The organism is Ruegeria sp. BF8 (assembly GCF_056538625.1).
The window spans coordinates 76,238-88,799 of record NZ_JBQFTL010000006.1; the positions used below are offsets into that span (position 1 = coordinate 76,238).

Consider the following 12,562-nt stretch of genomic DNA (forward strand, 5'->3'; position numbering starts at 1 on the left):
CGCTTTTCTTCGCGGATCACACAACATATAGTGGGTTCAAACAACGTGTAGGCAAACACGGCGCGACTTGGGAATACAGGTATGGCACATATCATCGTTGTGGGGAACGAAAAGGGCGGCGCAGGCAAGTCGACGGTTTCCATGCATGTTGCAACCGCGCTTGCGCGTTTGGGCAACAAGGTCAGCACCCTGGATCTGGACCTGCGGCAGCGCAGCCTGGGCCGCTATTTCGAGAACCGCCGCAATTTCCTTTCCACGGAAAAGCTGGAACTGCCCAGCCCGCGTCACCATGACCTGCCCGAGATCGACGCAAGCAAGCTCAAACCCGGCGAGAACATCTATGACCACCGTCTGTCCGCCGCCGTGGCCGAGTTGGAGAGCGACAGCGATTTCATCCTGATCGACTGCCCCGGCTCGCACACAAGGCTAAGCCAGGTGGCTCATTCGCTGGCCGACACGCTGATCACGCCGCTGAACGACAGTTTCATCGATTTCGACCTGCTGGCCCGGATCGACTCGAAGGGCGAAAAGATTCTCGGCCCCTCGGTCTATTCCGAGATGGTCTGGAACGCGCGGCAATTGCGGGCGCAGGCCGGGCTGAAACCGATCGACTGGGTCGTGGTGCGCAACCGAGTGGGCACCCAGCGCATGGTCAACAAGGAAAAGATGCAGCGCGCCATCGAGATGCTGTCGCAGCGCATCGGCTTTCGCGTTGCCTCGGGCTTTTCTGAGCGTGTGATCTTTCGCGAGCTTTTCCCGCGCGGGCTGACCCTGCTGGATCTCAAGGATATCGGGGTGAAACAGCTCAACATTTCGAACATCGCTGCCCGTCAGGAGTTGCGCGACATGATGCGCGAACTGAACCTGCCCGGGGTCGAGATCGACTTCTAGGCCGTCGGCGCGTAGATCGTGAACAGCTCTTTGGGTTCGGGCACGCCGCGCAGCATATAGCGCCCGACCGAGATCAGGTCCTGTTCGCAGGGCTGAGCGGCGCGGGCCACGTCATCCGAGATCAAGATACGCCGGTCCAGCGACCGGTGCATGCCTGCAATACGCGCGGCCTGGTTCACCGCCGGTCCGATCACGGTGAAATCCAGCCGGCTTTCAGCACCGATATTGCCATAAAGGATCTCGCCCGAATGCAGAGCAAGGGTGAAATTGGCGACCGGCAGGCCGGCGGCGGCCCGTTCCGCGTTGAGCTCGGCCATACGCGTCTGCAGAACACCAACAGCGGCCAGCGCGGCGCGGGCGTCCTCGTCGATCTCGCCCACGTCGAACATGGCCATCAGACCGTCGCCCATGAATTTCAGGATATTGCCGCCACAACCCTGAACGACCTCGACCGCCACGGCCAGATAGTCGTTCAGCATGGCAATGATGTCCGACCCGGGAAGGCGTTCGGCCAGGCCGGTAAAGCCCTCGAGGTCGAAGTTCCAGATCACGGCGTCGATCTGCTGCAACGATCCGCGCCGGATTTCCCCCGACAACACGCGCCGACCCGCATCCCGTCCAAGATAAACGCGCAGCAGATCCTGCGCCATTTTCCGGTTCGAGGCCGATTTCAAGGCCAGCCCCAGATGCGGCAGAGCATATCGGATCAGATCCAGGTGAATGTCGTCGAACCCCTCGGCATGGTCCGTCGTCCACGACATCAGCACCCCCTCGGGCATCTGGTCCAGGGCGATCCGGTTTTCGGGATCGACCTTCTGCAGAACCAGACCGGATGCAAAGTAGTCGGTGGCACCTTTCTGGTGCAGTTCGTTCAGAAAGGGAAATCGGCTGGGTTCGTTCTGGTCTTTCAACCTTTCACGCAGCTCCTTCGCGCCGGACTGCAGCATCGCGTAAAGCGGGCTGGAAACCCACTGATCGGGCAATTCCTCGCGGTGCTCGTAATTCTCGACACTGCCCCCTTCGTCCCGGTACCAGTTGAAGCCGGTGCCGCCGTAAGTGGGGTGATAGGCGCTCTGGGCGGCGTGAAACCGCATCAGAGGAACGCCCGCATCCACAAGCCGCAGGCAATAGCCTTCGAGTATTTCCGACTGTTCCGCCCCTTCCAGCCCTCGGTCCAGCAACCATCCAATCAGGTCATCGGCGCGGGATTTGGGGTCGGTGGATGGCATCTTGGGGCTCCGTCTGGTCTGCACCCCACTTGGGGGCTGCGGGGCCAGATTACCAGAGGTCAGTCCATCCCGGCCAGCCGCCGCAGCATCATCCTCAACAGCGCCGCCTCGCCCGTCGTGAACATGCCCGCCAGCCGGGCGTCATAGTCGCGGGCGATGTCGCGCAATTCGCGGTACACCGTCAGACCGGCGGGGGTCAGGGTCAGCCGCTCCATCCGGCGGTCGTTTTCATCGCGGGTGCGCCGCAGGTATCGGCGCTGTTCCAGCTTGTGCACCGCGCGGCTGATCTTGGTCTTGTGCATCTTGGCACGTTCCCCGATCTGCTTGGCGGTCATCTCTCCGTAATTGCCAAGGTGGAACAACACGCGCCATTCGGTGCGCAGCATCCCATAGCGGTTCTTGTAAACCTTCTGGAAATCCAACGAGCTTTCCTCGGCCGCCTGGTTGAGCAGGAAGGGCAGGAAATTTCGCAGGTCGAAGTCATCTTTTTCGGCGGAATCTGGCTGTGTCATGGTTGTTAGTTACAAAATCAACTATTATCCGACAAGCAGCAAACGGAGGAACCCCGATGAATCGTCCGACTGACCCGCACGCTCTGACCCAAGCCAGCACGCCCGTTGGCACCCATGCAGGCTATATGCCCGGCTTTGGCAATGACTTTGAAACCGAGGCGCTGCCCGGCGCGCTGCCGCAGGGCATGAACAGCCCGCAGAAATGCAACTATGGCCTATATGGCGAACAGCTTAGCGGCACCGCCTTCACCGCCAACCCGCCCGAGCGCACCTGGTGCTATCGCATCCGGCCGTCGGTCAAGCATTCGCACCGCTATGAAAAGATCGACCTGCCCTATTGGAAAAGCGCCCCGAATGTCGATCCGGACGTGATCAGCCTGGGCCAGTACCGCTGGGACGCGGTGCCCCATTCCGACCAGCCGCTGACCTGGCTGACCGGCATGCGCACCATGACCACCGCCGGCGACGTGAACACCCAGGTCGGCATGGCCAGCCACATCTATCTGGTCACCGAATCGATGGTGGACGACTATTTCTTCTCGGCCGATTCCGAGCTTCTGGTGGTGCCGCAGGAAGGCCGGCTGCGTTTTGCGACCGAGCTGGGCATCATCGACCTGGAACCCAAGGAGATCGCCATCATCCCGCGCGGGCTGGTCCACCGCGTCGAGGTGCTGGAAGGCCCCTGCCGCGGTTTCGTCTGCGAGAACTACGGCCAGAAATTCGAGCTGCCGGGCCGCGGCCCGATCGGCGCCAACTGCATGGCCAACCCGCGCGACTTCAAGGCGCCGGTGGCCGCGTTCGAGGATCGCGAGGTGCCCTCGACCGTGACGATCAAGTGGTGCGGCCAGTTCCACACCACCAAGATCGGTCACAGCCCGCTGGACGTGGTGGCTTGGCACGGCAACTACGCGCCCTACAAATACGACCTGCGCACCTATTGCCCGGTCGGGGCCATTCTGTTCGACCACCCCGATCCGTCGATCTTTACCGTGCTGACCGCGCCTTCGGGCGTTCCGGGCACGGCCAATATCGACTTCGTCTTGTTCCGCGAACGCTGGATGGTGATGGAGGACACGTTCCGCCCGCCGTGGTACCACAAGAACATCATGTCCGAGCTGATGGGCAATATCTACGGCCAGTATGACGCCAAGCCGCAGGGCTTCGTGCCGGGCGGCATGAGCCTGCACAACATGATGATCCCGCATGGCCCCGACAAGGAAGCCTTTGAAAAGGCGTCCAACGCCAATCTGGGGCCGGACAAGCTGGACAACACCATGTCCTTCATGTTCGAGACCCGCTTTCCGCAGCACCTGACCGCCTTTGCCGCGAACGAGGCGCCGCTGCAGGATGACTACATCGATTGCTGGACGGATCTGGAGAAGAAATTCGACGGCACGCCCGGCAAGAAATGACACCGGTGGCCCCACGGCCACCGCACCGCACAAGGAAACGCAATGCCTTTGATGAAATCCTGGGTGGCCTCGGCCAATGACGCGAACCACTCTTTTCCGCTGAACAACCTGCCTTATGGCGTCTTTTCGACCGAAGGCACCGAGCCACGCTGCGGCGTGGCCATCGGGGACATGATCCTTGACGTGTCCACCGCCGAGGCCGAAGGGCTGATCACGCTGGGCGACGAGCCGCTGTTCGACCTGCCCTTCTGGAACCCGCTGATGGAACAGGGACCGGCGGTCTGGGCCGCGCTGCGCGAGCGACTGACTGCCCTGCTGGCGAAAGGGTCGAAAGAGCAGAACAAGGTCGAACCGCTGCTGGTTCCGCAGGCCGAGGCCCAACTGCACATGCCCTTTGCCGTCAGCGAATACACAGATTTCTATGCGGGCAAGCACCACGCCACCAATGTGGGCACCATGTTCCGCGGCCCGGAAAACGCGCTGCCGCCCAACTGGCTGCACATCCCCATCGGCTACAACGGACGGGCCTCGTCGGTGGTGGTTTCGGGCACCGATATCCGCCGCCCGTGGGGCCAGTTGAAATCGCCCGACCACGACCGCCCAGCCTTCCTGCCCAGCCGCCGTTTCGACATCGAGCTAGAGATGGGCGCCATCGTCGGCACCCCGTCCGACGGCCCGATCACCGTGCAGGAGGCCGACGACCACATCTTTGGCTATGTCCTGTTGAACGACTGGTCGGCGCGCGACATCCAAGCGTGGGAATACCAGCCGCTGGGCCCGTTCCAAGCCAAGGCCACCGCCACCTCGATTTCGCCCTGGATCGTGACCAAGGCCGCGCTGGACCCCTTCCGCTGCGACACGCCCCCGCGTGAGGTCGAGTTGTTGGACCACCTCAAGGATTGCGGCCCGATGCTCTATGACATCGAGCTTGAGGTGACGATGGCGCCCGAAGGCAAACCGGCGTCCACCATCGCCCGCACCAACTACAAGGAAATGTATTATTCCTCGGCGCAGCAACTGGCGCATCACACCACCTCGGGCTGCCCGATGAACGTGGGCGATCTGCTGGGCTCGGGCACGATCTCGGGGCCGACGAAAGACAGCCGCGGCTCGCTGCTGGAACTCAGCTGGGGCGGCAAGGAGCCGATCACGCTGGACACCGGCGAAACCCGCAGCTTCATCGAGGACGGCGACACGCTGACCCTCAAAGGCGCGGCCCGGGGCGACGGCTACACGATCGGGTTCGGCGACTGCACCGGCACGGTGCTGCCTGCCCTTGAAGACCCATACGCACGATAAGGAGCGCCAAATGGCAAAGGCATTCGCGTCCCAGGGGGACATGACCGAAAAGAAGATCTCGTTCACCGAGGTGGGCGAAGGGCTATATGCCTTCACCGCCGAAGGTGACCCGAACTCGGGCGTGATCATCGGCGATGACAGCGTGATGGTGGTCGAAGCCCAGGCCACTCCGCGCCTGGCGCAGAAGGTGATCGACTGCATCCGGTCCGTGACCGACAAGCCGATCACCCATGTGGCGCTGACCCATTACCACGCGGTCCGCGTGCTGGGCGCCAGCGCCTTCGGCGCGCAGCAGATCATCATGTCGGACATGGCCCGCGCCATGGTCGTCGAACGCGGGAAAGAGGACTGGGACAGCGAGTTCCAGCGCTTTCCGCGCCTGTTCGAAGGGCACGAGAGCATCCCCGGCCTGACCTGGCCCACCACCACCTTCAACGACACGATGACGGTCTATCTGGGCAACCGCCGGGTCGATCTGATGCATCTGGGCCGGGCGCATACGGCCGGTGACATCGTCATCCACGTGCCCGACCAGAACGTGATGTTCACCGGCGACATCGTCGAATATCACTCGGCCTGCTATTGCGGCGATGGGCATTTCAGCGACTGGGGCGACACGCTGGATCAGATCCAGTGGTTCGACGTGGACGCCATCGCCCCGGGGCGCGGCGATGCGCTGGTCGGCAAGGAAATGGTGAACGCCGCCATCGAGAACACCCGCGATTTCGTCGAAAGCACCTATCGCCCTGCGGCCAAGGTGGCGGCACGCGGCGGCAGCTTGAAAGAGGCCTGGGACGCAGTGCGTGCGGAGTGCGATCCGAAATTCTCGGACTATGCCATCTATGAACACTGCCTGCCCTTCAACGTGGCCCGGGCCTATGACGAGGCGCGCGGCATCGACACACCCCGCATCTGGACCGCCCAGCGCGATCTGGAGATGTGGGAAGCCCTGCAAGGCTGAGAAATGGCCCGGCGACTTGATCCAGATCGTGTTGCCGGCCTGAAAACGATGCGACCATGGAGGAGAGCCATCGGCGCCCCGCGCCGGTGGGCAGGGAATGTGTGCCCGGCGCACAGAACTTGGGGAGAGAGCCCATGAACAAGATTTTTGAACAGCCGCTCTATGCCTATGCCCGCAGCCCCGATCAGGATGCCCCCGCCCCGGTGCGGCATCAGGTGATCGTGATCGGCGCGGGCCCGGTCGGTTTGGCCACCGCCATCGACTTGGCCCAGCAGGGCGTCGAGGTGGTGGTGCTGGACGACAACGACAAGGTCAGTTTCGGCAGCCGCGCCATCTGTTTCGCCCAGCGCACGCTGGAAATCGCCGACCGGCTGGGGTGTGCCCGGCCTATGGTGGGCAAGGGCGTGCTGTGGAACACCGGCAAGGTGTTCTTCGACGACCGCAAGGTCTATGAATTCAACCTGCAGCCCGATGAGGGCTATGCCCATCCAGCCTTCATCAACCTGCAGCAATACTACTTTGAGCAGTTCATGGTCGAACGGGTCCGCGCGTTGCAGGCCCAGGGCGCGCCGATCGAGATCCGTGGCCGCAACAAGGTCGAGGCGATCGGCACCCATGACGACCACGTCAAACTCGAGGTGGAAACGCCCGAGGGGTCGTACACCGTCGAAGCCGACTGGCTGATCGCCTGCGACGGGGCCAATTCGCCCACCCGCCGGATGCTGGGGCTGGATTTCGTGGGCCGGGTGTTCGAGGACAACTTCCTGATCGCCGACGTGATCATGGAGGCCGATTTCCCCTCCGAGCGCTGGTTCTGGTTCGACCCACCCTTCAACCGCGGCCAGTCTGCCCTGCTGCACAAACAGCCCGACAACGTCTGGCGCATCGACCTGCAACTGGGCTGGGACATCGACAAGGAGCGTGAAAAGCGCCCCGAAAACGTGATCCCGCGCCTCAAGGCGATGCTGGGCGCGGATGTCCAGTTCGAGCTGGAATGGGTCAGCATCTATACCTTCCAGTGCCGCCGGATGGAGAAGTTCCGCCACGGCCGCGTCCTGTTTGCCGGCGACAGCGCCCATCAGGTCAGCCCCTTCGGCGCGCGCGGGGCCAATTCGGGCCTGCAGGACACCGACAACCTGTGTTGGAAGCTGAAGATGGTCCTGGACGGTACCGCGCCCGACAGCCTGCTGGACAGCTATGACGTCGAGCGCATCCATGGTGCGGACGAGAACATCCTGAACTCGACCCGCTCGACCGATTTCATCACGCCGAAATCGGAAATGTCACGCATCCTGCGTGACGCAGTTCTGGACCTGAGTGAGCACTACGAGTTCGCCCGCCCGCTGGTGAACTCGGGTCGGCTGAGCGTGCCCTGCACCTATGGCGGATCGCCGCTGAATTCGGCGGATGCGCTGGGCGGTCCGGCCGAAACGCGCCCCGGCTCGCCCTGCCCCGATGCGCCGCTGGGGGATGAATTCCTGTTGCCCAAGCTGGCAGGCAAGTTCACCCTGCTGACCATCGACGCCGACGCCCCGGAAACGATCGAGGAAGAGGGCGTGACGGTCGAGCGACTGGCGCTGTCGGTCAAGGATGACCGCACGCTGGCGCTGAAGCGGCGGTATCTGGGCGACGCGGAAGGTGCGGTCTATCTGATCCGGCCCGACCAGCATGTGGCGGCACGGCGCGACAGCTATGAAGACAACGCGTTCCGGCATGCGATCCGCCGGGCCATCGGCAAGGAGTAGGCACAATGGATGAACTGATCCTCACCCCGAATATCGACGGCGCGGATGATTTCTATGCCGATCTGCTGGCCGCGCACGACGGTCTGGACAAGGCCGAAAGCGATGCGCTGAATGCGCGGCTGGTGCTGGTGCTGGCCAACCATATCGGCGACCGGGCCATCCTGAAACAGGCGATCGACGCGGCCAAAGCCCGATGAGCGACGTCGTCCTGTATGACTACTGGCGGTCCTCGGCCAGCTACCGGGTGCGCATCGCGCTGAACCTGGCCGGGATAGACTATCGGGCGCAGACCGTCGATCTGGTCAAGGGCGAGCAGACCGCGCCCGCGCATCTGGCGCGCAACCCGCAGGGCTTTGTGCCCGTGCTCGAGATCGACGGCGTGCAATTGACCCAGTCGCTGGCCATTCTGGACTATCTCGACCGGACGCGGGGTCTGAACCTGCTGCCGGACGAGCCGGTTGCGCGGGCCAGGGCGCAGGCGCTGGCCCATGCCATCGCGGTGGACCTGCACCCGGTCTGCAACCTGAAAGTCGCCCGCCACGCTGCGCAGTTGAGCGGCGGAAAGGGCGACATGCCCGGTGACTGGATGCGCCATTTCATCCGCCCCGGTCTGCTGGCCTTCGAGGCGATGCTGGAAGGGTTCGAACAAGCCCCCTATTGCACGGGATCGGCGCCCGGGCTGGCCGATCTCTGCCTGATCCCGCAGATGTACAACGCCCGACGCTGGCAGGTCGATCTGTCCGACATGCCACGCATTCTGGCGGTCGAGGCGGCCTGTGCCGACCACCCCGCCTTTGCAGCGGCCCACCCGGACGCCCACGCGCCGGGCTGAGCCGCGCACAGGGTCTGTGTGCCGATGCGTCTGTGCACCGGCGCCGATCGGGCCTAGCCTTGTGCCGGAAATCACCGCACGAGGCCCCCGATGCCACAGATCACCGGCTATCACGCCCATGTCTATTTCAACGCTGAAACGCAGGAGACCGCCCGCCGTGTCTGCGAAGAGGCTGCACGCCTGTTCCCCGTCCAGATGGGCCACATGCACAGCCGCAATGTCGGCCCCCACCCGCGCTGGAGTTGCCAGTTGAGTTTTGCCGCCGATGCCTTCGACAAGGTGATTCCGTGGCTGATGCTGAACCGGCAGGGGCTGACCGTGTTCACCCACCCCGAAACCGGCCAGCACCTGCCCGACCACCGCGACCGGGCGATCTGGATGGGCGAGATGCTGGAATTGGACCTGTCGATCTTTGACCGGCTGGGCGCCTAGCCCAGCGCCCGGGCCTGATCTCTGAGCTTGAATTTCTGGATTTTGCCCGTCGAAGTCTTGGGCAATGGCCCGAAAACGACCGTTCTTGGTGCCTTGAAATGGGCCATGTGATCGCGGCAGAACGCGATCAGATCGGCCTCGGTCGCATCTGCGCCCGACTTCAGCTCGACAAAGGCGCAGGGCGTCTCGCCCCATTTCTCGTCCGGCCTGGCGACCACGGCGGCCTCCATCACTGCGGGGTGCTTGTAGAGGATATCCTCGACCTCGACCGAAGAGATGTTCTCGCCCCCCGAGATGATGATGTCCTTTGACCGGTCCTTCAGCGCGATATAACCGTCGGGATGCCTCACCCCCAGATCGCCCGAGGCAAACCAGCCGCCGCGAAAGGCTTTCTGCGTGGCCTCGGGGTTCTTGAGATACCCTTTCATCACGATGTTGCCCTGCATAAAGATCTCGCCCATGGTCTCGCCATCGGCCGGAACCGGTTCGAGCGTTTCGGGATCAGCCACCATCAGCCCCGACAGGGCAACGTATTTCACCCCCTGCCGGACCTTGAGCGCGGCGCGTTCCTCGGCGGGCTTGTCGTTCCATTCGTCTTTCCACGCGCACACGACCGACGGACCGTAGGTTTCGGTCAGGCCATAGACATGAGTGACCTCGATCCCCATCCCCTCCATCGCAGCGATCACCGCGGCAGGCGGCGGGGCGCCTGCGGTCATCACCTTGATTTCATGGTCGAAATCCTTGAGATGATCGGGCGCGTTGGCCAGCATGTTCAGCACGATGGGCGCACCGCAGAAATGGGTGACCTTCTCATCCCGGAACGCCTTGTAGATCGGCTCGTCCCGCACCGCGCGCAGGCAGACCGACGTACCCGCGTTCGCGGCCATGGTCCAGGGGAAACACCAGCCGTTGCAGTGGAACATCGGCAGCGTCCACAGATAGACCGAATGCTGCGGCATGCCCCATGTCAGGATGTTCGACGTGGCGTTCAGCGCCGCACCGCGGTGGTGATAGACCACCCCCTTGGGATTGCCCGTGGTGCCCGAGGTATAGTTCAGCGTGATCGCGTCCCATTCATCGGCGGGCAGAGACCAGTCGAATTCCGGGTCGCCCTCGGCCAGCAGGTCGTCATAGGTCTGCGCGCCCAGCTTCTCGCCACCATCGAAACTCGGGTCCTCGATGTCGATCACCAGAATGTCGTGATCCACCTGCTCCAGCGCCTGCTTCACCACGCCCGAGAATTCGGGATCGACCAGCAGCACCTTGGATTCGGCGTGGTTCAGGATGAAGGCGATGATTGGCGCGTCCAGCCTTGTGTTGATGGTGTTCAACACCGCGCCTGCCATGGGCACGCCGAAATGCGCCTCGTACATTTCGGGGATGTTGGCGGCGACGATCGACACCGTATCGCCCGTGCCCACTCCACACGCAGCCAAAGCGCTGGCCAACCGGCGGCAGCGCGCATAGGTCTGCGCCCAGCTATGGCGCCGGTCGCCATAGACCACGGCCGGATAGTCAGGGTAAACGGCCGCCGTCCGCTCGATATAACTAAGCGGGGACAGGGCCGTGAAATTGGCCAGGCCTTTGTCCAGATCGCGCTGATAAATGCTGTGGGTCGCCATCCGCCTCTCCTCCCCAATTCGTCGGATTTTTCGTATTGAGCACAAAGGTTGCCGCAAAACAAACCCGTAAAAATACGCGAGGCGAATATACTGGAGCTACGCGATCGGGTAATCTGGCCCTACTGCGTACCGGGCTTTCGGGCTGATCTGCGGTATCTGGTTCATCCGCGCCTGCCGGGCATCGTGATTCCCGCGCGTCGCGTCTTACTGAAAGGACATGTCATGGACGGCACGTTCAACGAAAACGATCTTTCCCGCGTGGTCGAGGCCGACCGCGCCCATATCTGGCACCATCTGATCCAGCACAAGCCGTTTGAGACGAACGATCCGCGCATCATCGTCGAAGGCAAGGGCATGCGCGTCTGGGATCAAAAGGGCAAGGAACACCTGGATGCCGTCTCGGGCGGCGTATGGACGGTGAACGTGGGCTATGGCCGCGAATCCATCTGCAAGGCCGTCTACGACCAGCTGATGAAGCTGTGCTATTTTGCGAACTCGGCGGGCTCGATCCCCGGGGCGCTGTTTGCCGAAAAGCTGATCGAGAAGATGCCGGGCATGAGCCGGGTCTACTACACCAACTCGGGGAGCGAGGCGAACGAGAAAGCTTTCAAGATGGTCCGCCAGATCGCCCACAAGAAATACGGCGGCAAGAAGACCAAGATCCTGTATCGCGACCGCGATTATCACGGCTCGACCCTGGCGGCGATGTCGGCGGGCGGTCAGGATGAGCGCAACGCGCAATACGGCCCCTTTGCGCCGGATTTCGTGCGCGTTCCGCACTGCATGGAATACCGCAAGCACGAACTGGACGGCGCGCCCGACGCGAACTTTGGCGAATGGGCCGCCGATCAGATCGAAGCGGTGATCCTGCGCGAAGGTCCCGACACCGTAGGCGCGCTGTGCCTTGAGCCGGTGACCGCCGGCGGCGGCGTGATCGAAGCGCCTGAAGGCTACTGGCAGCGCGTGCAGGAGATCTGCAAAAAGTACGACATCCTGCTACATATCGACGAGGTCGTCTGCGGCGTTGGCCGCACGGGTACCTGGTTCGGGTACCAGCAATACGGCGTGAAACCCGATTTCGTGACCATGGCCAAAGGCGTGGCCTCGGGGTATGCCGCGATTGCCTGCATGGTGACCACCGAGGAAGTCTTTGACATGTTCAAAGACGATGCCGCGGACCCGATGAACTATTTCCGCGACATCTCGACCTTTGGCGGCTGCACCGCCGGGCCGGCGGCGGCGATCGAGAACATGCGCATCATCGAAGACGAGAACCTGCTGGGCAATTGCGCAGCGATGGGGGATCGCATGATGGGCAACCTGCAGGCACTGATGGACAAGCACAAGGTCATCGGCGACGTGCGCGGCAAGGGCCTGTTCCTGGGTGCCGAACTGGTCGCGGATCGGGCGTCCAAAGAACCGGTGGATGAAAAGCTGGCCCAAGCGGTCGTGGCCGATTGCATGGCGCAAGGGGTAATCATCGGTGTCACCAACCGCTCGGTCCCCGGCCGCAACAACACGCTATGCTTCTCTCCGGCTTTGATCGCCACGGCGGACGACATCGACCAAATCACCGATGCGGTTGATGGCGCACTGGGGCGTGTGTTCGGGTAAACCCAGCGCG

At 62.9% G+C, this 12,562-nt stretch carries 12 protein-coding genes; 9 read left to right on the plus strand and 3 right to left on the minus strand.

The genetic code is table 11. The annotated features are described in order from the left end of the window. Positions 1-81 precede the first annotated feature (81 nt). Positions 82-891: a division plane positioning ATPase MipZ gene (locus ACR0LD_RS17905; RefSeq protein WP_093965175.1), complete on the plus strand. Its 810-nt coding sequence runs from the start codon at positions 82-84 to the stop codon at positions 889-891. On the opposite strand, the gene ACR0LD_RS17910 is transcribed toward ACR0LD_RS17905, so the two are convergent. Together ACR0LD_RS17910 and ACR0LD_RS17915 are read right to left on the minus strand one after the other, a co-directional pair. Continuing rightward, positions 888-2,120, minus strand: coding sequence for an adenylate/guanylate cyclase domain-containing protein (locus tag ACR0LD_RS17910; RefSeq protein WP_170445829.1), 1,233 nt, complete (start codon positions 2,118-2,120; stop codon positions 888-890). The two genes, ACR0LD_RS17905 and ACR0LD_RS17910, sit on opposite strands and share 4 nt — an antisense overlap. A gap of 59 nt (positions 2,121-2,179) precedes the next feature. Then, on the minus strand, positions 2,180-2,632 hold the full coding sequence (locus ACR0LD_RS17915) for a MarR family winged helix-turn-helix transcriptional regulator (RefSeq protein ID WP_093965172.1): 453 nt from the start codon (positions 2,630-2,632) through the stop codon (positions 2,180-2,182). A 56-nt stretch (positions 2,633-2,688) separates the two neighbouring features. Here ACR0LD_RS17915 and hmgA point away from each other — a divergent pair, with 56 nt between their 5' ends. The 7 genes from hmgA (at position 2,689) to ACR0LD_RS17950 (ending at position 9,313) form a co-directional block, all read left to right on the plus strand. Continuing rightward, a complete protein-coding gene (hmgA, locus tag ACR0LD_RS17920; RefSeq protein WP_480638306.1) occupies positions 2,689-4,044 on the plus strand; it encodes a homogentisate 1,2-dioxygenase in 1,356 nt (451 codons plus the stop codon). Between the two features lie 42 nt (positions 4,045-4,086). Next, positions 4,087-5,343: a fumarylacetoacetase gene (fahA, locus tag ACR0LD_RS17925; RefSeq protein ID WP_480638308.1), complete on the plus strand. Its 1,257-nt coding sequence runs from the start codon at positions 4,087-4,089 to the stop codon at positions 5,341-5,343. A 10-nt stretch (positions 5,344-5,353) separates the two neighbouring features. Further along, entirely contained in the window at positions 5,354-6,304 is a 951-nt protein-coding gene (locus ACR0LD_RS17930) for an MBL fold metallo-hydrolase (protein WP_005981205.1), read from the plus strand. A gap of 134 nt (positions 6,305-6,438) precedes the next feature. Next, the gene (locus ACR0LD_RS17935) at positions 6,439-8,049 is read left to right on the plus strand and encodes an FAD-dependent oxidoreductase (protein ID WP_480638310.1); all 1,611 of its coding nucleotides are present in this window, start codon (positions 6,439-6,441) and stop codon (positions 8,047-8,049) included. A 5-nt stretch (positions 8,050-8,054) separates the two neighbouring features. Beyond that, complete coding sequence (locus ACR0LD_RS17940; protein WP_005981201.1) at positions 8,055-8,246, plus strand: DUF2783 domain-containing protein; 192 nt, start codon at positions 8,055-8,057, stop codon at positions 8,244-8,246. After that, entirely contained in the window at positions 8,243-8,881 is a 639-nt protein-coding gene (gene maiA, locus ACR0LD_RS17945; RefSeq protein ID WP_480638312.1) for a maleylacetoacetate isomerase, read from the plus strand. The genes ACR0LD_RS17940 and maiA overlap by 4 nt, the downstream gene beginning before the upstream one ends. Before the next feature lie 90 nt (positions 8,882-8,971). After that, entirely contained in the window at positions 8,972-9,313 is a 342-nt protein-coding gene (locus tag ACR0LD_RS17950) for a DOPA 4,5-dioxygenase family protein (RefSeq protein ID WP_480638314.1), read from the plus strand. Here the strand turns inward: ACR0LD_RS17950 and ACR0LD_RS17955 are convergent. Then, positions 9,310-10,938, minus strand: coding sequence for an acyl-CoA synthetase (locus ACR0LD_RS17955; RefSeq protein ID WP_170367864.1), 1,629 nt, complete (start codon positions 10,936-10,938; stop codon positions 9,310-9,312). The genes ACR0LD_RS17950 and ACR0LD_RS17955 overlap by 4 nt on opposite strands. Before the next feature lie 222 nt (positions 10,939-11,160). On the opposite strand from ACR0LD_RS17955, the gene ACR0LD_RS17960 reads away from it, so the two are divergent. Then, entirely contained in the window at positions 11,161-12,552 is a 1,392-nt protein-coding gene (locus ACR0LD_RS17960; protein WP_480638316.1) for an aminotransferase family protein, read from the plus strand. Positions 12,553-12,562: the final 10 nt, after the last annotated feature.

What these genes read in the sequence shown, in the direction of transcription:
- ACR0LD_RS17905 (WP_093965175.1), top strand. Translation starts at nt 82, where the DNA reads ATGGCACATATCATCGTTGTGGGGAACGAAAAGGGCGGCGCAGGCAAG.
- ACR0LD_RS17910 (WP_170445829.1), bottom strand. Translation starts at nt 2,120, where the DNA reads ATGCCATCCACCGACCCCAAATCCCGCGCCGATGACCTGATTGGATGG.
- ACR0LD_RS17915 (WP_093965172.1), bottom strand. Translation starts at nt 2,632, where the DNA reads ATGACACAGCCAGATTCCGCCGAAAAAGATGACTTCGACCTGCGAAAT.
- hmgA (WP_480638306.1), top strand. Translation starts at nt 2,689, where the DNA reads ATGAATCGTCCGACTGACCCGCACGCTCTGACCCAAGCCAGCACGCCC.
- fahA (WP_480638308.1), top strand. Translation starts at nt 4,087, where the DNA reads ATGCCTTTGATGAAATCCTGGGTGGCCTCGGCCAATGACGCGAACCAC.
- ACR0LD_RS17930 (WP_005981205.1), top strand. Translation starts at nt 5,354, where the DNA reads ATGGCAAAGGCATTCGCGTCCCAGGGGGACATGACCGAAAAGAAGATC.
- ACR0LD_RS17935 (WP_480638310.1), top strand. Translation starts at nt 6,439, where the DNA reads ATGAACAAGATTTTTGAACAGCCGCTCTATGCCTATGCCCGCAGCCCC.
- ACR0LD_RS17940 (WP_005981201.1), top strand. Translation starts at nt 8,055, where the DNA reads ATGGATGAACTGATCCTCACCCCGAATATCGACGGCGCGGATGATTTC.
- maiA (WP_480638312.1), top strand. Translation starts at nt 8,243, where the DNA reads ATGAGCGACGTCGTCCTGTATGACTACTGGCGGTCCTCGGCCAGCTAC.
- ACR0LD_RS17950 (WP_480638314.1), top strand. Translation starts at nt 8,972, where the DNA reads ATGCCACAGATCACCGGCTATCACGCCCATGTCTATTTCAACGCTGAA.
- ACR0LD_RS17955 (WP_170367864.1), bottom strand. Translation starts at nt 10,938, where the DNA reads ATGGCGACCCACAGCATTTATCAGCGCGATCTGGACAAAGGCCTGGCC.
- ACR0LD_RS17960 (WP_480638316.1), top strand. Translation starts at nt 11,161, where the DNA reads ATGGACGGCACGTTCAACGAAAACGATCTTTCCCGCGTGGTCGAGGCC.